Origin of the sequence: Microcoleus sp. A2-C3 (assembly GCF_036706065.1) — a bacterium.
Taxonomy (GTDB): domain Bacteria; phylum Cyanobacteriota; class Cyanobacteriia; order Cyanobacteriales; family Microcoleaceae; genus Microcoleus.
In genome coordinates this window covers 1-19,801 of the sequence record NZ_JAUBVX010000011.1, presented here as the reverse complement: position 1 = coordinate 19,801, position 19,801 = coordinate 1, and the positions used below count along the sequence as shown (strand labels likewise).

Annotated in this window: 16 protein-coding genes and 2 pseudogenes; 9 read left to right on the top strand and 9 right to left on the bottom strand. The window is 44.1% G+C overall.

Annotated features, from left to right (window positions below):
- Position 1: 1 nt before the first annotated feature.
- From QUB66_RS08530 to QUB66_RS29720, 4 genes and pseudogenes are all read left to right on the top strand, one after another.
- The gene (locus QUB66_RS08530; protein ID WP_332968424.1) at positions 2-5,749 is read left to right on the top strand and encodes a type I polyketide synthase; all 5,748 of its coding nucleotides are present in this window, start codon (positions 2-4) and stop codon (positions 5,747-5,749) included.
- Positions 5,746-6,807, top strand: coding sequence for an alpha/beta fold hydrolase (locus QUB66_RS08525; protein ID WP_332968422.1), 1,062 nt, complete (start codon positions 5,746-5,748; stop codon positions 6,805-6,807). The genes QUB66_RS08530 and QUB66_RS08525 overlap by 4 nt, the downstream gene beginning before the upstream one ends.
- A gap of 123 nt (positions 6,808-6,930) precedes the next feature.
- Positions 6,931-7,740: a class I SAM-dependent methyltransferase gene (locus tag QUB66_RS08520; protein WP_332968419.1), complete on the top strand. Its 810-nt coding sequence runs from the start codon at positions 6,931-6,933 to the stop codon at positions 7,738-7,740.
- 40 nt (positions 7,741-7,780) lie between these two features.
- Positions 7,781-8,134 (top strand): annotated as a pseudogene (locus QUB66_RS29720) (acyltransferase domain-containing protein); the annotation flags it as partial.
- Here the strand turns inward: QUB66_RS29720 and QUB66_RS08510 are convergent.
- The 5 genes from QUB66_RS08510 to QUB66_RS08490 all read right to left on the bottom strand — a co-directional run bounded on the left by QUB66_RS08510 (position 8,059) and on the right by QUB66_RS08490 (position 12,508).
- Positions 8,059-8,547, bottom strand: a complete 489-nt coding sequence (locus QUB66_RS08510; RefSeq protein ID WP_332968509.1) for a helicase-related protein — start codon at positions 8,545-8,547, stop codon at positions 8,059-8,061. The pseudogene QUB66_RS29720 and the gene QUB66_RS08510 overlap by 76 nt on opposite strands.
- Before the next feature lie 163 nt (positions 8,548-8,710).
- Entirely contained in the window at positions 8,711-9,853 is a 1,143-nt protein-coding gene (locus tag QUB66_RS08505; protein ID WP_332968417.1) for a DEAD/DEAH box helicase, read from the bottom strand.
- Positions 9,854-9,906: 53 nt separating this feature from the next.
- Positions 9,907-10,056, bottom strand: coding sequence for a hypothetical protein (locus tag QUB66_RS08500; protein WP_332971223.1), 150 nt, complete (start codon positions 10,054-10,056; stop codon positions 9,907-9,909).
- Between the two features lie 325 nt (positions 10,057-10,381).
- Complete coding sequence (locus QUB66_RS08495) at positions 10,382-12,073, bottom strand: relaxase/mobilization nuclease domain-containing protein (RefSeq protein WP_332968414.1); 1,692 nt, start codon at positions 12,071-12,073, stop codon at positions 10,382-10,384.
- Between the two features lie 57 nt (positions 12,074-12,130).
- Entirely contained in the window at positions 12,131-12,508 is a 378-nt protein-coding gene (locus tag QUB66_RS08490; protein ID WP_332968412.1) for a hypothetical protein, read from the bottom strand.
- 762 nt (positions 12,509-13,270) lie between these two features.
- Between QUB66_RS08490 and QUB66_RS08485 the strand changes: the two genes are divergently transcribed.
- The 5 genes from QUB66_RS08485 (at position 13,271) to QUB66_RS08465 (ending at position 17,315) form a co-directional block, all read left to right on the top strand.
- The gene (locus QUB66_RS08485) at positions 13,271-14,452 is read left to right on the top strand and encodes a ParM/StbA family protein (RefSeq protein ID WP_332968411.1); all 1,182 of its coding nucleotides are present in this window, start codon (positions 13,271-13,273) and stop codon (positions 14,450-14,452) included.
- On the top strand, positions 14,445-14,924 hold the full coding sequence (locus tag QUB66_RS08480) for a hypothetical protein (RefSeq protein WP_332968410.1): 480 nt from the start codon (positions 14,445-14,447) through the stop codon (positions 14,922-14,924). Before QUB66_RS08485 ends, QUB66_RS08480 begins: the two co-directional genes overlap by 8 nt.
- Before the next feature lie 56 nt (positions 14,925-14,980).
- The gene (locus tag QUB66_RS08475; RefSeq protein ID WP_332968409.1) at positions 14,981-15,826 is read left to right on the top strand and encodes a mobilization protein; all 846 of its coding nucleotides are present in this window, start codon (positions 14,981-14,983) and stop codon (positions 15,824-15,826) included.
- Positions 15,823-16,506, top strand: a complete 684-nt coding sequence (locus tag QUB66_RS08470; protein ID WP_332968408.1) for a DUF6753 family protein — start codon at positions 15,823-15,825, stop codon at positions 16,504-16,506. Before QUB66_RS08475 ends, QUB66_RS08470 begins: the two co-directional genes overlap by 4 nt.
- A 146-nt stretch (positions 16,507-16,652) precedes the next feature.
- Positions 16,653-17,315, top strand: coding sequence for a hypothetical protein (locus QUB66_RS08465; RefSeq protein ID WP_332968407.1), 663 nt, complete (start codon positions 16,653-16,655; stop codon positions 17,313-17,315).
- Positions 17,316-17,503: 188 nt separating this feature from the next.
- Here QUB66_RS08465 and QUB66_RS08460 read toward each other — a convergent pair whose 3' ends face one another.
- From QUB66_RS08460 to QUB66_RS08445, 4 genes and pseudogenes are all read right to left on the bottom strand, one after another.
- The gene (locus QUB66_RS08460; protein ID WP_332968406.1) at positions 17,504-17,935 is read right to left on the bottom strand and encodes a type II toxin-antitoxin system Phd/YefM family antitoxin; all 432 of its coding nucleotides are present in this window, start codon (positions 17,933-17,935) and stop codon (positions 17,504-17,506) included.
- The gene (locus tag QUB66_RS08455; protein ID WP_332968403.1) at positions 17,932-18,231 is read right to left on the bottom strand and encodes a type II toxin-antitoxin system RelE family toxin; all 300 of its coding nucleotides are present in this window, start codon (positions 18,229-18,231) and stop codon (positions 17,932-17,934) included. Before QUB66_RS08455 ends, QUB66_RS08460 begins: the two co-directional genes overlap by 4 nt.
- A pseudogene (locus tag QUB66_RS08450) lies at positions 18,215-18,310 on the bottom strand (hypothetical protein); the annotation flags it as partial. The gene QUB66_RS08455 and the pseudogene QUB66_RS08450, both read right to left, overlap by 17 nt.
- Before the next feature lie 117 nt (positions 18,311-18,427).
- A complete protein-coding gene (locus QUB66_RS08445; protein WP_332968400.1) occupies positions 18,428-19,735 on the bottom strand; it encodes an Eco57I restriction-modification methylase domain-containing protein in 1,308 nt (435 codons plus the stop codon).
- Between the last annotated feature and the right edge of the window lie 66 nt (positions 19,736-19,801).

Sequence of the window (19,801 nt, the reverse complement as noted above, 5' to 3'; positions counted from 1 at the left end):
AATGACCAATATTTTAGACCCAGAAAAACAAGTTATTTCCTCTCAACAAGTGCTTCAAACGATCAAAGAAATGCGAAATAGACTGGAAGCACTCAATAGAGAAAAAACTGAACCGATAGCCATTATTGGTCTGGGTTGTCGATTTCCGGGAAACGCGAATAACCCGGGCAAATTCTGGAGTTTAATGCACGCAGGGATTGATGCTGTTGGTGAAGTACCACCGGGTCGATGGAATGTTGATGCTTATTACGATCCCAACCCCGAAATACCAGGGAAAACCTACACCAAACAAGGGGGATTCCTTCAGCAAGTTGACCAGTTTGATCCCCTATTTTTCGGCATTTCTCCTAGAGAAGCCGCGAGTTTAGACCCGCAACAAAGACTATTGTTAGAAGTAACCTGGGAAGCCCTAGAAAACGCCGGACAAACACCAACAAAACTCAGGCATAGCCAAACCGGTGTTTATGTAGGAATTTGCACAGATGACTATAGCCAACGGTTTATGAATCTGGAGAATCTGTCCTCAATAGATGCTCACTCTGGGACAGGTAACGCCCGCAGTATGGCTGTCGGTCGCATTTCTCACTTTCTTGGCTTGCAAGGGCCGAATATTCAGTTAGATACGGCGTGTTCTTCTTCTTTAGTCACAGTACATTTAGCTTGCCAAAGTTTGCGTTTAAAAGAATGTGATCTCGCCCTCGCCGGAGGAGTGAATCTGATTTTATGGCCATTAAGCACTATTGGTCGTTGCTTATTAAAAGCATTAGCCCCAGATGGGCGCTGCAAAACGTTTGATGCGGCGGCGGATGGTTATGGTCAAGGTGAAGGATGTGGGATGATCGTCCTGAAACGTCTCTCGGATGCCATAACCGATGGTGATGCAATTTTAGCCGTCATTCGAGGTTCTGCTATCAACCATGACGGGCCCAGTAGCGGTCTAACAGTACCGAACAAAATGGCTCAGAAAGAAGTCATGCAGCAAGCCTTACACAATGCGAAAGTGGAACCCCATCATGTTAGCTATGTAGAAGCTCATGGCACAGGAACATCCCTGGGAGATCCCATTGAATTAGAATCTTTAGCCGCAGTTTATGGTAAAAATCGGCCCATTAATCAACCTTTAGTTGTGGGTTCAGTGAAAACCAATTTCGGGCATTTGGAAGCCGCCGCCGGAATCTCCGGTTTGATTAAGATAGTTTTATCGCTTCAGCATCAAGAAATACCCCCCCATTTGCACCTGAAAACACCCAATCCCCATATACCTTGGCATCAACTTCCTCTGGTCATTCCCACTTCAGCTATTCCCTGGCTTCGAGGAAATCAGCCTAGAATTGCCGGGATTAGTGCTTTCGGAATTAGTGGGACAAATGTGCATATGATTCTGGAAGAAGCACCAGAAACTGTCAAAAAGGAAAAGTTTTTAGAGCCGGGGTTCCACCTCTTAACGCTTTCAGCAAAAACTCAAAAAGCCCTTGAAGAGTTAACGATTGATTATGCCAATCATCTCCAAAATCATCCAGTATTAGAGTTAGGAGATATTTGTTTTACAGCCAATGCAGGACGCTCTCATTTTAATCATCGATGGGCTGTAATTGCTTCTAATAAAGCTGAACTCACTACCAAATTGAAAAACTTGGCAGCAGGCCAAGAAGTTACAGGGGTATTTTCTAGTCAAATCTCTAGTCACACAGGTTCACCGAAACTAGCGTTTTTGTTTACAGGTCAGGGTTCCCAATTCGTCAATATGGGTTGGCAGTTGTACCAAACTCAACCTACTTTTAGAAAGGCCCTAGAGCAATGTGACGAAATTCTGCGGCCCTACCTAGAATTACCCTTGTTGGAAATTCTATATCCCACTGTAGAGACCAACCATGGTCGGTCTCTACTTGATCAAACCACCTACACCCAACCTGCCCTATTTGCCATCGAGTATGCTTTAGCTCAGTTGTGGCAATCTTGGGGGATTAAACCGGATGTAGTCATGGGTCATAGTGTGGGGGAATATGTGGCTGCAACTGTCGCCGGAGTATTCAGTTTAAAAGAAGGTTTGAAACTGGTGGCGACAAGGGGAAGATTAATGCAGCAGTTACCGACTGGTGGCGAAATGGTGTCAGTTTTAGCAACAGAATCTCAAGTAAAAGAGTTAATTACTCCCTACGGATCACAAGTTAATATCGCCGCGATTAATGGCCCAGAAAGCGTTGTAATTTCTGGTCTTGGTGAAGCCATCCAAGCAATTTGTAGCCAGTTGACCGAGATGGGAATCAAGACCAAACCTCTGCAAGTCTCCCATGCTTTCCACTCGCCTTTGATGGAACCCATGTTAGCAGAGTTTGAAATCGCAGCTAAAGAAGTTAGCTACAGTCAGCCGCAAATACCGCTAATTTCTAATGTTACGGGACAATGGGCAACAAAGGAAATAACTACTCCTGAATATTGGGTGAACCATGTCCGACAACCTGTACGTTTCAGTCAGGGGATGCAAACTCTAGATCGGCAAGGATATAAACTATTCTTAGAAGTTGGAGCCAAGCCAATTTTGTTAGGAATGGGTCGTCAATGTTTGCCAGAAAATCAGGGAATTTGGTTGCCGACTTTACGTCCTCCTCAAGAAGATTGGCAACAAATACTTTCTAGTTTAGGGCAACTTTATACCCAAGGATTTGCAATAGATTGGTTAGGATTTGACCGGGATTATTCCCATTGTAAGGTAGCATTGCCCACTTATCCGTTTCAACGACAACGGTATTGGTCAGAAGTCGAGGAAAATAAGCAGAAATCCCAGGATGAAACCGTCTCTACACCTATTATTAATTTGCTGAATCAAGGGGCAACTGAGCAGTTAGCAACTGAGGTAGAACTTGCAGGGGAATTGACAGAACAAGAGCGACAATTGCTACCAAAACTACTCGAACTTCTGATTAAACGGCAGCAAAATTATTTACAGTTTAAGGGGGGAACTGTTCACGAATATTACAATGCGGTTGCCACTTTGGGTCAAGAGCAAGCTGAAAGTCAAACGGATGGATTAGCAGAATCACTTTATTTAACTTTTGGTTTGTTCCCAGAAAAAGTCTCTGGTTTTTCTTGGATTAAATGTCTCACAGAACCGAATCAAGAACAATCTCGTGAGATGATTGTTGAATCTCAAAAAGAGTTAAGAAAACTTCTATTTTCTTTAGTTAATTTTTCCGCTTGTCAAAAAGTTTTAGACTTTGGTTGTGGCTATGGTTCCGATTTAATTCAGTTAGCTGAAAACTATGAAAACTTGCAGCTAAGTGGATATACGATTTCTAGTGAACAGGCTAAATTTGCTCTGCAAAAAGTCACTAAAAATCAACTCCAAGGACGGGTAAAAATCTTTAATCGAGATAGTGCTAAAGATGAGTTTCCCGATTTTTATGATTTGGTGTTTGGGTTTGAGGTCGCTCACCATATTCTCGATAAAAAGTCGTTGTTTGCTAATATCGGCACTCATTTGAACCAACAGGGGTATTTGGTGTTGGCAGATTTTATCTCTAATAGCGATTTTGCGATCGATCATCAGGAAACCTCTTCTTACTTTATTACTAAATCTGAGTGGGTACAACTCTTGTCAGAAAATCAACTTCAGTTAGTAGCTGCGATTGATGTTAGTCCAGAAATCTCTAATTTTTTGTATGACCCCGGCTTTGAGCAAAGTTTAGAACAGTTGTATCAAAAAAATCGGGATGAAAATGTTAAGGCTGGGTTTAAGTCTTACTATCAGTTAGGCAAGGTTCTGAGTAAGGGATTGGCGAGCTATGTGTTACTGACGGCTCAAAAACAACCTCAGTTATCCAAACAGGAAATAGCCGAATGGAATCAACAAATGCTGGCGCAATTGTCATCTTACTCCGAGGTGACACCCCAGCGCTGGCTATATGAACTAGAATGGCAACCTCAGAAACACTCAACTCCCCCAGAACTAACGCCAACACAAACAACAGGAACTTGGTTAGTGTTGATAGAACAGGGTGCTGTAGCGACAGAATTACAGCAAAAATTGGGAGAAAAATGTGTTCTAGTTTCTCCTGGTTTGAGTTATCAAAAAATTAACGAAGTTAGCGGGCGGGGACGCCCGCTCCACACCCATTACCAACTAAACCCAACTGCGCCGGAAGATTTTCAGCAATTGCTGGATGAAATTCTTGCTCAAAATTTACCAATTCAGGGGATTATTCATCTGTGGAGTTTGTCAACAAGTGCTGGTGATTTAGAAACAGCTTTAGAATATAGTTGCGCGAGTTTGCTGCACTTGGTACAAGCTTTGATCCAGACAAAACAGCCACAGATGCCGCCTCTATGGGTTGTAACCCAAAGTGCAGGGAATGTTCAACAGACACCCCTGTGGGGATTAGGTCGGGTAGTTGCTTTGGAACATCCTGAATTGCAATGTCGGTTACTCGATTTGCCAGCAGATATCCAAGCAGAAGAAGTGGTGAAGTTGCTGTATCAAGAACTAACATTAATCACAACAGAAAACCAAATTTCCTACGCAGTAGAGAGGTGCCATGGCACGTCTCTACGTCAGGTAGCGCGACTGGTACGCCGACCACAGCAGACGACGGGAGGGAAACAAGAGGTTAATATTGTTCCTGAAGGTAGCTACCTAATTACGGGTGGATTAGGGGCTTTGGGATTACAATTAGCTAAGTGGTTGGTGGATAAGGGTGCTAAATATTTGGTACTGGTTGGGCGTCGGGAACCTTCGGAAATAGCACAACAAACTATTGCTAAATTAGAGGAGGTGGGAACAGAAATATCGGTGCTGTTGGCTGATGTTTCTGTGGAACAAGATGTGGCTAATGTTCTCAAACAAGTTAAAATGTCTCTGCCACCTTTGCGGGGTGTGATTCATGCCGCCGGCATCTTGGATGATGGGGTTTTACAACAAATGAATTGGCAACGCTTTATTAAAGTAATGGCTCCGAAAGTTCAAGGAGCATGGTATCTACATCAGTTAACTCAGGAGTTGCCGTTAGATTTGTTTGTTTGTTTTTCCTCGGCGGCGTCGGTTTTGGGTTCCACAGGGCAAGGGAATTATGCGGCGGCGAATGCTTTTCTGGATGGTTTGGTTCATCATCGTCGCAGCTTGGGATTGGCCGGTTTGAGCGTCAATTGGGGAGCTTGGGGAGAAGGAGGCATGGCATCTCGTTTGACAAGTCAGTTGCAGAGTCGGATTCGTTCTTTGGGGATAGGTAGCATTCCACCGGCAGAGGGATTGCAGATTTTGACGCAGTTATTAGAAGAATCGGCAACCCAAGTGACAGTAGCTCCCATTGATTGGTCTCGGTTTGCAGCTATGTTACCTTCTGGGATGAAAATGTCGGTTTTGACAGAAATGGAATGCTATTACAGGCAAGATTACAGGCAAAATTACAGGCAAGATGCCTGTTCCACAGAAGAAACTGCACATAATCCATTTTTGTTAGAATTGAAGGCCGCGAAAAGTAGCGATCGCACCCAATTAATGACGAATTATTTGCAAGGTGTGGTGGCTAAGTTACTGGGATATCCAGACCCTCAAATGCTAGACCCACAGTTAGGATTTTTTGATATGGGAATGGATTCTTTGCTGTCTTTAGAACTCAGGAATTTGCTGCAAACCAGTTTGAGTTGTGCGGTTTCTGCAACAGTTTTGTTTGAATACTCCAATATTCAAGATATGGCTGAACATTTAATTGCGAAAACTTTTGAAAGTATAGATTTTGGAGAAGGGGAACTATGAATTTAGTTGAGTTTTTGCAGAATCTTACCATCCAAGGTTGGCAATTATGGAGTGAGGGTGAAAAACTGCATTATCGCGCTTCCAAGGAAGAGTTAACTTCTTCAGTATTAAGCCAACTGAAGCAGCATAAAACAGAAATCCTAGAGTTGCTACGCGATCGCCCAGATATTTTTAATGTTGATTCCTTAAATGTTGAGCAACTAACTGCTAGTCTGCATCAAAATAGGAGAGTTTCTTCCTCTTCTCCTCTAGTTCCCATTCAGCCGAGCGGCTCCAAACTGCCGATATTTTGCGTACACCCTTTTACTGGAACCGTTTTTTGCTACCGTGAGTTAGCCCAATTGTTGGGTAGGGATCAACCCTTCTATGCCTTGCAAGCGCTGGGTATACAAGACGGACAGGAGCCACTCACGCGGGTGGAAGATATGGCTACCCTTTACCTAGCGGCTGTGCGGGAAGTCCAGCCCCAAAGTCCATACATCTTAATGGGCTGGTCTTTCGGTGGTATGGTGGCTTTGCAGATGGCTCACGAACTGAAAACCCAAGGCGAGCAGGTCGCTTTTCTAGGATTGCTGGATACTTATACTTATAGTCATCTGCCTGATGAGCAGTACATATCCAAGGAATTTGTTATAGAGCTACCTCATGAAACGCTTTCAATCTCGCGGGAAGAGTTACAAAGACTCCCTATTGAGCAGCAAGCGATCTTCCTTTGCGAGCAGGTCAAACAAACAAACCTGATTCCTTCTGATATCGAACGTTTACTGCGAGTTCAATTGAGCAATTCTGAAGCAATGCAAAATTACTTGCCACTACCTTACCCAGGTACAAGCTTTCTGTTTCGGGCAAAAAAAGGACTGTTGAGCTTCTCCCAAGATGTTTCTGCTTTGGAACCAACTCTGGGTTGGGTAAAGGTGATGGCTAATATTGAGTTACACACTATTCCAGGTTTTCACGAATATATGGTTCACCAACCTAATGTGAGTATCCTCGCTCAGAAGCTAAAAGACTGCATTGAGCAAGCTCTCAATCGCGATGAACACCATTTAGCCCAGTGATAGTTTTTTGATTTAAAAAATTTCCTGGCTCTACCCGCAGGGTTAGCAAGGGAATCTAGGAGTAACTCATTCAAGTTCTTCTCCACTCCAGATGTATGACTGCATAAACATACTATTACCTTCATGTCTCAAATCATTACAGAACTTACAGGTGTGTCTCGCACTATGATCTTGACCATTAGGGCACGAGCTGATGAACAACTTCATCCTCATCCTCTTTTTCAAGACCCATTAGCTGTTGAGTGGAGCAAACTCTTGCCTTGGGATAACGGGCTAGAAGCAATTTATAGTAAATCAAAGCTTACCCAAACTAGCTTTGCTGTACGAGCTTACCATCATGACCAAATAGCATCTCGTCATATTGCTAACCATTCCAATCCTGTTGTCGTGGAATTGGGGGCTGGGTTATCTACTCGTTTTCACCGCATCGGGGAGAATACTTATCGTTGGCTGGAACTGGATTTGCCTGCGGTAACTGAACTACGCTATAAGTTAGATACACAGACACAGCAGCACCAGTTTATTAGTGCTTCAGTGATGGATTTTGACTGGATGAATGCTGTGCCCGATGTACCACCTGAAAACATTTTATTTATTGCAGAAGGCTTACTGCCCTACTTTGAGAGAAATGAGGTGCAGCACTTAGTCTCTCAAATGCGTTCTCTGTTTTCAGGTGCTCTATTAGTCATGGACATTTTAGGCAATTGTGGAAAGTTGGCTAGTAAGGATTTTAGTCAAATTCAAGCACCCCATAAGTGGTATGCCAAGAATGAACAAGAGGTGACAGCGATGGGATTGCATCTGGTCAATGTCTCGTGCCTATATCAGCTATATCCAGAGCATTGGCATTGGCAACTAAGATTGCCGTTAAAATTACTTACCCATCTGTCTTATTTTCGGAATGGTTATTTGATTCTTGAAACCAAGTTATAATATAATTCCCGGTTGAACACTCCAGAGCAGCAGTCAACTAAAAATAGCTTTCCTATTCATGGGTCAAGGCTCTCAGGATGTACGAATGGGATGGGATTTATACCAAACTCAACCCCGGTTTTGTGAAGTTTTGCAGCAATGCGATCGCCTTCTGCAACCCTCTTTATAAATTCCTCTACTAAAAGCACTTTATTCTAATTTAGAAAATCCTGCTATTCTTGACCAAACTGCTTATACTCAACCCGCTTTATTTCCCTTAGAATATGCTTTATTTAAGTTATGGAAATCCTGGGGAATAGAACCCGATGTTGTGATGGGTCACAGTGTCGGAGAATATGTTACCGCAACTGTCGCCGGAGTTTTTAGTCTCGAAGAAGGTCTGAAATTAATTGCTATGACTGTAGCGTTTGGAACATCCACGCCCACTTCCACAACAGTCGTGGAAACCAGTATTTGGGTTTTGTTGTCGCCCAATGAGTTGAGCGCTTCATTTTTCTCGGCTGATGTCATCCGACCGTGTAGCAATCCTACCCTAAATTCGGGAAAGATTTCAGTTGACAGTCGATCGTATTCTGCTACCGCTGCTTTTAAATCTAGCTTTTCCGATTCTTCGACCAGAGGAAGGATGATGTACGCTTGACGACCTCGAAGTACCTCAAGGCGGATTAAATCGTATGCTGAAGCGCTTTTATTAAGCACTTTCGTGTGAATCTTCTGACGACCGGGCGGTAACTCATCAATCTGACTGACGTCCAAATCCCCGTGCAAGGTCAGTGCTAAAGTACGCGGAATAGGAGTCGCGGTCATCGTCAGCACATGAGGTCTGTTTCCCTTGTTCAGTAAGTCCTGTCGCTGTTGCACCCCGAATCTGTGCTGTTCGTCGATAAGTAACCGGACAGAATTAATTACATCAAGACTTTTGAATAGGCAAGGTTTTTAGGCGGTATTTGGGGTAATTAATTGTGTCCAACTACTTAACAACCAGACCTAGTTTGTTGAAGTTGACTTTATCTTGCAGCAGCGCGTGAGTTCCTACCAATAGTGAAAGTTCACCTGTCTCTAATTGCGCGTGAATTTCTTTGCGCTTAGGGGTTTTGGTAGAACCCGTCAGCAATTGAACAGAAACGCCAAGGCGTTCAAACCACACCGCAATCTTCCTGTAATGCTGTTCGGCTAGGACTTCTGTAGGAGCCATTAGTGCCGCTTGGTAGCTGGACTGAATAGCGGCGAGGATAGCAACGACTGCAACGATAGTTTTACCAGAACCGACATCCCCCTGTACCAAACGGTTCATTGACGTTTTAGAAGTCATGTCGTTGAGAATATCGTTGATGACCCGACGTTGAGCAAAGGTAAGCGAGAAGGGGAGTTGAGAATAAAACTGTTCGAGCAGTGAGCCAACAGGAGTTATTTTTGTCAGAGCCGATCGCGCCAAAAGCCGATGACGACGCACCAGAAACGATAGCTGGAGATAGAAAAACTCATCAAATACCAGGCGACGGCGGGCAGCTTCTAGTTTGGTTTCGTCTGGGGGCTGGTGGATGTTTGCGATCGCTTCCTGCAATTCCATCAAACCATGCTTTCGTCTGAGATCCTGTGGTAGGGGGTCAATCAGTAACTCAAGAACTTCCAAAGCAGAGGATACTGCATCTTGGATGATTTCGTTGCTAATTCCTTTGGTTAATGGATAAATCGGGATGATAGAATTTTTCGTGTCTCTTGCTTCATCTAGGTCAATTAATCGAATTTCAGGTGAAGTTAAGAGCCTTCCGTAATAGCGATCGGCCTTGACTATCCCAGATATAGCAACAATGCCTCCAGCAACATAGGTGGCGGCTTGCTCGTTCCTCCAATTTTTTGATTGGTAGTACGGGTGGTTGAAGAAACGCTTGCAGGCTATTTTACCGGTTCTGTCCTTGACAATAATAGTCTGAATTGTTAGCAGGGGATTTTTAGGCGGACTGACTACTTCGTGATTCTGAATTTTACCTACAACCGTGACTGACTCGCCTACTTTCAACTGATAAATTTTTACTCGCCGATACTTGATGTAATCACGGGGGAAGTAGAGCAGTAAGTCTCGTACAGTTGCAAGAGCCAGCCTTTCTAGCATTTTGTAATTGCTTGGGTTTAACCCTGGTATATCGCAAATGGGTGAATGCAGTTTCATGATGAGAGTTGGGAATTTATCAAATTCAAATTTTTGCTAACCAGCCATTCATAATGCTGCGCTAGCAGCCACTTCACCAATGGCAAATCGCTGAATTTAATTGAGAGATAAACTGCTTTAAGTCCTTCCATTATTTCTTCTAACAAAGCAGAGTTCCATTCTCGCTGGTTGCACGAAGGTTTAGGGCGCAGTCGAGAGAAGTAAGTGACGTAGATTCATAATTTTGAGGTGGCGCTTCCACTCTTTCACACTACTGATAATAGAGGCTGAGTCACGGCTTGGACAAGCAGGTTTGGAAAAAGCGCTTTTCCAAATTGCATATTGTTTTGTTTTTAGGTGGGTTGCAGCGACGGCTTTACTGCTCAAACAAGTGGAAAATGGCGGGAAATAAGCAATTTGTTTATCGCCCAACTTCAGTCATCGTTTCCTGGCCCGATGAAAGCTGCGTAAAATAGTAATAGTGAGCTTTGATTAATCCAAAATTACGCCAAAATTGCGCTCGATTGCTTCATCACGATCGTTAAAACCATTTTCGTTTTCTTGCTCTTGAGATGCTAAGATTGCGTTCCAGCCGGCAAAGCCTGGATTGATTCGCTTTGATTGAGGGAATGTTTCAATAATTTCTTTTGACAGTAGATCGCCGTCTCGATCTCCTTTGAAGCCGACTACTATAGTTTCTACTTCCTCAAGAAAGTCGGTTGGCAGCGAAGAAACCGCATCAATGCTTAAGTATAAAGTCGGTCTATTATTGAAATCTGGATCTAAGGCAATTACAGACAGGAGTTCTACCGGGTTGCTGGCAATAATGGCTCTTTCAATATTGTTTTGAACCGCTATCCAGAAAACTCCCTTTTCACTGTTGTCGCCTCCTTGATGTGAGCCTTCCCCATGACTGTCAATGGAAAATTTTCCATTGGCGTCTAAGGTGCAGGTTCCTCTGTACTCTCCTGTAAGAGTGCGGAGTTGGAATACAGGGCGGTTCAGGCTGTCTGCGTCTATCCATCCCCTGTCGTGTAGCAGGTCGATTAATTCGACTGGCAGACAAGCATTTTCTATTAAATTACTTCGTACAGACTCCCAGTTAAGTGAGTCGAACCCCGATGTTTCGCGATCGTTGGGCGAGTCGGGTTTGCCTACATCTTCTGACTCAGAGATTAGAGAATCTTTGTCGGTTTCTGAGGAAGTCCCTGTGCTGCTTCCTTCTCGCTCTGGCCTGTCAATGTTAGAGTTGCTCTGCCAGTATATTGGTGAAAAATTGCTCTCGATGCTGCTGTTCCTCATTTCGCCGCAGTCATCAGCATCACTATCAGTGTTCGCGTCGCTATTTGGTTTAGAGTTTTCTGTTTCCAAAATTTCGTTCAATTCTCGCTCTTGCAATGGGGGAATGGCTTCCACATTTATGTCAGTATTAGCAGAGTAAGTGACTCCTCTGTATTTTTGCAGCCCCTTGAAGGTGTAAGCTTTGCCTAAATGAGTGCCGCTAAAAGCGATATTATCTAATTTGTAGCTAATGCCTAATTCACCTGCGGGGGTAGGTTTTATTTTGACACTAATACCTTGTTCGCTGAGTCGGTCAATCAAAAGAGCAAGCGCGGGACTGTCAGTGGTTGTACGATCTAGTGCTGTTTGCAGTTGTTCCCGCGTGCTGATTTCCCCCGTTCTTGCTAACCATCGGTGTTCGCCAGTTGTGGGAGAACGACGTTCTTTATCAAAACTGCGAGAAGCTGGTGTCAAGTCGTACTTTTCTTCCAATTCTTGAATCAATTTTTCGCTGCGTAGGTAATTCCAGCTATCTGATACGCAAGTTCCTTTTTCATCTAATTTGATACGGCTGGCTGCAATGTGAATGTGGTCGTGTTCGCGGTCGGTATGGCGGATAATGGCAAATAGGTTTTGATCGAGTCCCATTCCTTCTAGGTAATCAAGAGCGATCGCCCGCCATTTGGCATCAGGGATATACTCGCCAGAAGGCACGCTCAAAGTCACATGGTAAACTGGTTTTTCAACTCTAGGGTTGAGTTGTTTGGAAAAGAGAAACTCCGCAGCTAATTCCTGGGCATTTTCTCCTACCATATTTCCTCCAATCAGTGAAGCTCCTTCTTTGGAGAAGAGGTAATTGAGCAATGGAGTAAAAGTTTTACCGATTTTCTGCTTGCCAATCATTATTTACCAAACTTAAAACTTGTGTAGTAAAAAAGTGATGATTTGTGGATGGTTTTATTAAAACTTTTCGCTAGGAGCTTCTAAATTTTCCTCAATATCGCTTAAATTCATTAGAACTGGTACGTTCATTTGCTGTTGCTGTACTTGCTTGAGCAGTGCCAAAGCTTGCTCAATCAGATCCTCAAAGTTGGCTGGCTGTGTAATTTTTTCCCCCATCCATAATGCTTGTTCTGTAGCAAGGGCAATCGGTTTGAGGCGGAGGTTAAGTTCGGCTAATTTTTGGCACAAAGCTGGTTGATGTTGTTGTTTAAAAGTGTGGTATCGGAACAGACTGCTGATGCTCACATGGAGATTTTTAGCCATTGTCTCAGCAAGTTGAAGTTCTTCTGGCGTTAGGTGTATGGCTATTCTTTTGATTCGTTTGGATCTCGACATGGCTAGTTTGCTCGCGATTCGATGTTGGGGTAACGAACTTTATCCTTCGGCTGCGATCGCGTAGAGTGCGCTTCCGGGCGATCGCGCCTCAGCCACCTGCCGATCGCTTGTTGCCTGGAGTGGCTTTAACGCATGGAAACTCGATGTGAGTCTTTCCTATGGAAATTTTTCCATTGCCACCCTTGGTTCGGACTCGGGTTTGGCTGAATTCAACAGGCGTAGGTATTTCCAATGGAAAATTTTCCATTGTCACGCAGGCCGAGATCCAGGTTTGGGTGGGTTCGACTCGCGTGGGAATTTCCCATAGACATCTCCGAAAATCATCGATCCGTCCTCTTCCACTTTTGCTTGCATACGCGATCGCCCTTATCTCTACATTTTTTTTCGGGATGTCTGTCTAATGGAAAATTTTCCATTGAACAGCGACAGGCTGGCAGCAGCGCTCTCCTCATAGGGGTGCTACCCCGTTAGAGAAAGCAGTTTGCACGCACCTCTGACACAGCTTGCTACCAAAAGCTTTGTCCCAGCCTCAGCCGTGAGTCCGATTTTTGCGGGTGCTGGGATTCAGACAACTGGCTGAAGGAGGGGAGGTTTTAGGAGGGTTAATAAGTAGTAAGTGCGTTTTAAACCCTCAATAGCTGTTGTTTTGCAGCTTTCTTTTGAGGTGCACTTGGCTGAAGCGTAAGGGTTATTTCTGCACGCCCAAACGTACAGGGCTGTTCTTTTACCACTCTTGAAACTTCAATTAGGAAGACTTGCGATATGAGCGAAACTACTATCGAAACCATAGGGCCTCAAGCGATCGCGGCCTACGATTACGGGGGGTCAGCTACCAAGATTCTCTACGCAGGGTCAAAAAGTCAAATTCGATTGCTGTGTATGGAGCCGGAGGTCGTATCTGTACCGCACGAATCAATTTTGGCTTATGCCAGAGACCAGTTGGGGTCAGCCGAGCCTGAGAATATGGCTTGGGTTGCCTTTAGGAACGATTACAGGGCAGTAGGGTATTTGGCAAAAGAGAGGTTTCACGCTAATGCTGGCCTTTCGGAGCTCAAATACGAGAGGGCCCTGCACAAAACTCTGGCTGGGATGTGGGCGATTAAGGAAAAGCTGAATTTGCCTGCGAAATTTACGGCGGCGATCGGCGTGTTGTTGCCACCGGGGGAATATGAAGATCGGGGGAGGTTCGAGCGGGTGTTGCGCGAAGCTTTAGCGGATTATCAAACTCCCACAGGTCAGATGAGCGTGGATTTGGTGGCGTTTAACTGCAAGCCAGAGGGCGGTGGCATTTACCTAATGCACAACAAGAAAGTGGGTTCTATTTTGAAGGAACGGGTGTGCGCGATCGCCATGATTGGCTACCGTAATGCCAGTTTGCTGGTGGTGCAACGGGGGGATGTTAGACCGGGTAAAACAAGCGATTTGGGCTTCATCCGCATGGTGGAAAAGGTGGTAGCTAAGACTTCGGGACAGACTGCGGAGCGATTGACTCCGGCGATCGCAGCAGCGGGCTTTGAGTTTAAGGCAGCTTCTTTGATGCGGTTGGCTCGCAGCACGACTAAGCAAGGGCGAGCGGAAGAAGTGCAGCAAATGATAGCAGCAATCAAAGAGGCGCGGCCTGAGTATGTGCGGAGTCTCACCAGTTGGTTGGATGAGAATTTGCCGCCAGATTGCGATGAATTGGTGTTCTGTGGTGGGACGGCGGATTACCTGAAAAACGAGTTAAACGAACATTACGATCGCTTCCCGATTGTTTGGAATGCCGAAGTTGCTATGCCACCTATTTTGGCAAAGAAAGGGTTTGAAAATCGGCTCAATGATGTCTATGGGATGTTTTCGTATTTCAAGGGTAATTTGAAAAAGCAGTTCAATTCCAAGGTCACAGCTAATGCTGTTTGTGGGTCAAAAGATTCCGCTTTACAGGAGATAGTTGCTCATGGTTAAGCCAAAAGAAAAAGTAGATTTCTCGTGGCGCTATCAGCCTGTAAAATCTACGCCTGATGGAGTTTTGCTCTCGTATATTAAAGGCAATTTATTGCTGCCTTCGAGAGAAATGATTCTCCAAGCTCTGCGCCCTTACTGGCTGCCACTAGCGTATCTGGAAAAAGGGGAGAGCGATCCAATTATTTTAGGGCGGTTATTTAGAAATGCCGTCTATATTCTAGAAAAGCACGCTCTCTATTTGTGCGAGCAAGGCGGGATTGAATATCCTCCCACTAATATAGGGGGCATCTCTATTTCCAAAATACCATTTTCGCAAGAAGTACGCGGTGATATTGAGGAGGCAGATTGCTCTGTGCTGGGCGGTGCGGGTAGCTTGATGTCTTCTAACAATTCCAGCCGCGACGGATTAACTGCGGGTGACTTGTTTGAGTTAGAGGATGGCGGGGGTTTTGACGATTCAGGATTCGCGTAATTGCGCTTCAATTATTGATTTGCTGGATAATAAATCGTGAAATTGGGTACTGGCACATGGCAAATAAAAGTAGGAATTCCAAGTATCAAGTGCAGCTAACAGATTCTCTGGCTAAACAGGTTGATGAAGGAGGAGATTCAGGTATGGGTACAGCGACAGAAAACTCGAATAGTTTCAAAGAGTGCGGGTTAGAGAAGGTTGAGAAATCGGCTACTAAAATTCATCTGATTGATGGAGAGAAAGGTGGGGTTGGTAAGAGTTTATTTGCTAGGGTTTTAATTCAGTATTTCTTGGATAAAAATTTTCCGTTTTTTGCGGTAGATACGGATCGCTCTAATCCTGATGTGTCTCGAATCTATGATAGTGTATGCCGTGAAGCTCTGTTTAGTGAGGACGAGAAGAAGTTTTACGAAGCGGATCGAATTTTTGAATTGGCGTTTGAGAAGAGCGTAATTGTCAATTTACCGGCTCAGGTTTATCCTTTGGTGACTAAGTGGATGGGAAGGAACAATTTAATTGAGTTGGGGAAGCAGTCTCGAATTAGTTTTTGCAAGTGGTTTATTTGCACGGGGGGTTATGATAGCGTGCAGCTATTTTTGAAGTCAGTTAAGCATTTTGACAATAAGATTGCTCACGTCCTCGTCCGTAATTTGGGATTGGAGGATGATTGGAGTTCTGTGGAAGAGATGGAGGAGGTACAGAATGCTATTAAAAAGTATGAGGTCAAGGTGATTGATTTTCCTAAATTTTATTCGCGGGAAAGGAATGCAATTGATGCTCAGGGGATAACTTTTGATTTGGCAAGAAATAGCCAGGAACTCGGTGTGCTGGGCCGACAGCGGATTAAGTCGTTTATGTTGTCGGCTTACGAAGCGTTTGAAACTACGGGGATGTTGCCGTGAGTTATGGTGCTGTTGATACTAAATCGTTGCTGGATATTGCTTTAGAGGGGCAATCTGAGGAGTATCGGCGCAAAGTTTTGGAGTTGGCTTTTAAGGGGAAAATTGAGCCCACTGACCCGATTTTTCTGATTTTGTTGGCTACTGGCCGATTGGAAGTGCTGATTCAAGAGAGTCCGAAACCGGAGGATTTTGAGTTGGCGTTCGATCGTTGGGTGGGGCGGATTAATAAGACTCTGGCGAGTTACGAACGGGTGGCGGTTGAGAAGCAAGAGGGGCAAATCGCTGAGGCTGTCAATTCTCTGGTGCGTCAGACGGAATTGAAGAGGGTGGCGACTTCTGCGGGTTCTTTGGTGGTAGCGGCGAGTATTCTGTTGACTACTTTGGGTATAGGTGCTTTGATGGGATGGATGAGTTTACTTTGGTCGCAAGGAGGGTTTGCGCCTGGGGAAGCGGTTCATCTAACTCAGGAGCAGGCGGAGGCTTTGCGGTGGGCGAATAGCGCTGAGGGGAAGTTGGCTCGGAATTTGATGAAGTGGAATTCGGATAGTCTTACTGATTTAGAATGTAAGAAGGAGGTTAAGCGTTTGGGGGTAACTCTGGAAGTTGCGGGAAGGCCAGCTACTTCGGGGTTTTGCACTGTATGGGTGGAGCCTGTAGAAAAGCGTAAATTTAGGAATTAAATATTTGCGTTTTTATGCGCTGTAATGGCGTATTAGACTGCAACTGCGATACAATTAACAGTTAGTTTTCACATCAAGGTTATTAAGTTACTGAGATTTTCTAAACCGGTAGGTTAAGGTTAAGCACAGAGAGATTCCTAGTCAAAATGAAGAAGAAATGGATTCTATATGACAAAGATGATAGGCAAGTCACCTGGCCAACTTGCATTAACAATTTGTCACCTATTAAAAATGCTATAGGGTCAGAGTTGCCAACATGGATAAAGCAGGCTTTCAATAGAAAGGGCATTTTCAATGAAGATGAAATGGTTGTTCCGATTCATCCAATTTCAGTTTTAGGACAATGTAGTACGGCTAAATACATTGACTGTCCAAATATTCCAAGACACCACATAGAAAACGCTAGAGCTTGTGGAGGGGCACGCCATCTGGATGGCATTGGAAAATATTACTGGTTTGACTTCGATCTTGTTAGCTTGGACGGGACGCTAATAAAATTGCGTATGGTGGTTAATATGGGGGATGCTGACTGTAATGATGGCTTGTGGGGAGCAGTTTGGAGACGCAATACAGGGGAGCTTGTTGCGAACATCTTGAGTAGTGGCGATATGGAAACAACAATACAAGCTGTTTCAAAGAAAACCATCGATCTGTATAAGCCTTATGATATTTGGATTCCCCTCCTTTTCAGAAGTCACAAATATGCCAACAACCTAGAATTAGAAAAACTTGTTGACCTAGCAATTCAAATTTGTTTTTATCCGAAGGCTGAGATTACTAATACTGGATCTCGAAGAGTTTGGGAGTAAGCTGTCTAAAGCACTTTGGCAAAAGCGGGTTGACGAAAGGATTTAATAGCGATCTCAAATACAAACTTGTAACCTAGATTAGGATCAAATCAATTGAGGTAATTAAACATGAAATTAACAGCAACAATAGAAATTAAAAATAACTCCGCCCCTCAACAAATATTATAAAAACAAAATCGCTCCTTTCTTCATCCTAACCCTAACTTCTTTCGTAGCTCCTCACTACTCACAACTTTACCTGCTTTTTGCTGTTGTTTGGAGCGATCGATAATCTCTAAAAACTGAGGATTGCTACTTAAAGAAACCCTTTCAATATCAGCTATAGCTACCAAAAGAGCGACAGGTTTACTTTCAAATGCTGCGATCGCAGGTTCGGTTCCCAAACTGCAGACATAATCGGCTAATGATGCTGCACAATCTGACGGTTGTCGCTGCAAAGATTTTTTGATTAATATTAGCGAATCTGGATTTGTTGCTAAGGGTAAATTTTCTAAGTCGGCGATTGGTGTTAGGACAGCTACAGGATTTCCCTTGATGGTAATAAGCAACGGCTCTTTTCCCAAAACTTGAATATATTTACCCAACGATTCAGTTGCTTGTGCAAGTTCTACTGATTTCATAGTTCAATTTCCTCTTGACCAATCCGAACTCGGTTGCGATTCTTGACTCCAACTGCTTGAATATAGACTACAGAAACTGTATTTACTTCTACATCGTAGTACACCCGTAAATTTCCGATCCGCAATTCCCAGGTCGCTAAACTGTTAGGTTCCATCGGTTTGCGATTTCTTGTCTCAACTAGGGGTTCATATTTTAGTTGTTCATCTACAGTATCTAATACAGTTCGTTGTTGCCGAGTTGTTAGAAATTTTAGATGTTCAATAGCAGCGTCAGTGTATTCAATCTGATAACTCAATTATCCTCATCTCAATGTTAATAACACATCCAAACACTCGTTTTTCTCCACACCATCCGACATGAAACATCAGATAGCGATCGTGCTCAGTTCTTACTTAGGAATGAAAAATCAATAACTTGCACAATTAAACCCCAGAAGCCTTGACCCAAGGTAAACTATTGCTCTATTAGTCACCTTATTTATTTTTCATTCCTTATAGCTCAGGTACGCTTCTTTTGGGTAAAACCTCAAGAATCCTTTCAGCTAGAGCATTGCCCAATTCCCTCGGTTCCAGCTTATACAATCCACCCCCATACACGCGCCCCTCACCCATCAGTGCCTCATCAGAAATGCGATCGAGCGCCTGCCACACCTCTTTATGCAATTCTGGCTTACCTGAAAGTGCTTTAGCAAGAGCAGGTTTAGGATACAACATCAAATATACATTCGTAGCCGTCGCCCTTGAATGATTGAGAATAAATCGAAAAGGTCTACCTCTACCAGTATCCTGACGACCCATATAAGTACAAAGGAACGGGGAAGGAGGACGCTTTTCCTGTGAGTACCAAGGAGAGCGATGCTTGCACAGGTAGCGATCGCAAATTCCCTGTTTTACTCCCATCTGCAAATATTCCCAAAGCGACGGATACTTAGCTTTCACCTCCAAAGGGGGCAAATCGCACGATAGTAAGAATAATCGACGATCGAGAATCGGATTTCCCAAGTCATTTGCTTCAATTTCATCCAATGATAACAGTCGGGGACTGGGCAAAACCGGCTTGAGAAATTCAAAGGGCAATTGGTAAGCAGAAACTTGCTCTGGTGTCAACACAAAAAAATTGTTTGCTCCCGTCGCCAGTCCCCGTTTGATAGTGAATAAGTCCTTAAGTTTCAACGGCTGCTCTTGAGAATTCATGCTGCCAGACATCAGCCCAAACTTAGTCCACTTAGCGGCACTGCGTAGCGACTCCACCGACACGATCAGCGACATTTTAGATGCTGTCAAACTCCCTCCATAGGTAAACTCAACAGCATGATTAGCAGGTGGCAAAGCTTTCTTAAACCAAACCACTGCTGACGTACAGAGTGCATCTTCAAACTGCACGTCAGCAGCATCGAAACAGTGAATTCGCAGTAGGGTAACGCGATTTAGCAAGTAATCCTTAATTTGCTGTCCGTAATTCACATCCATAAATCCACTGGGAATCAGCCACCCCGCTAAGCCGCCAACAGCCATACTCGCATCCGCAATGCACAAAAAATGGCAGTAAAGACTAGCCAACTGACTGAGTTTAACTCCCGCTGTTTGCTGTGCTAGCTGTTGCAGCCGCAGCTTTTCAAGTCGATTCAAATGATGGTGTCGGACATAGGGAGGATTGCAAATGACTAAGTTAGCTTTTTCCTCGTCAGAGTTAGGTGGTGTCGCTTGGGTAAAGTCAGCGATATTCAGATGTAGCGAAGTGTCACTCCAAAGCTTAATCGCTTCGTTTCCGTAATGGGGGTCAATTTCATAAGTAGTCAAACAAAATTAATTACACAAACAACTAATATGATATAATAAAAATATTGAGTTGTGTTTAAAGAGGTC

Excerpts from the sequence above, each read along its gene's own strand:
- QUB66_RS08520 (WP_332968419.1), top strand. The coding sequence starts at position 6,931 with ATGTCTCAAATCATTACAGAACTTACAGGTGTGTCTCGCACTATGATC.
- QUB66_RS08530 (WP_332968424.1), top strand. The coding sequence starts at position 2 with ATGACCAATATTTTAGACCCAGAAAAACAAGTTATTTCCTCTCAACAA.
- QUB66_RS08475 (WP_332968409.1), top strand. The coding sequence starts at position 14,981 with ATGGCAAATAAAAGTAGGAATTCCAAGTATCAAGTGCAGCTAACAGAT.
- QUB66_RS08495 (WP_332968414.1), bottom strand. The coding sequence starts at position 12,073 with ATGATTGGCAAGCAGAAAATCGGTAAAACTTTTACTCCATTGCTCAAT.
- QUB66_RS08485 (WP_332968411.1), top strand. The coding sequence starts at position 13,271 with ATGAGCGAAACTACTATCGAAACCATAGGGCCTCAAGCGATCGCGGCC.
- QUB66_RS08490 (WP_332968412.1), bottom strand. The coding sequence starts at position 12,508 with ATGTCGAGATCCAAACGAATCAAAAGAATAGCCATACACCTAACGCCA.
- QUB66_RS08505 (WP_332968417.1), bottom strand. The coding sequence starts at position 9,853 with ATGCTAGAAAGGCTGGCTCTTGCAACTGTACGAGACTTACTGCTCTAC.
- QUB66_RS08510 (WP_332968509.1), bottom strand. The coding sequence starts at position 8,547 with ATGACCGCGACTCCTATTCCGCGTACTTTAGCACTGACCTTGCACGGG.
- QUB66_RS08460 (WP_332968406.1), bottom strand. The coding sequence starts at position 17,935 with ATGAAATCAGTAGAACTTGCACAAGCAACTGAATCGTTGGGTAAATAT.
- QUB66_RS08465 (WP_332968407.1), top strand. The coding sequence starts at position 16,653 with ATGAAGAAGAAATGGATTCTATATGACAAAGATGATAGGCAAGTCACC.
- QUB66_RS08480 (WP_332968410.1), top strand. The coding sequence starts at position 14,445 with ATGGTTAAGCCAAAAGAAAAAGTAGATTTCTCGTGGCGCTATCAGCCT.
- QUB66_RS08525 (WP_332968422.1), top strand. The coding sequence starts at position 5,746 with ATGAATTTAGTTGAGTTTTTGCAGAATCTTACCATCCAAGGTTGGCAA.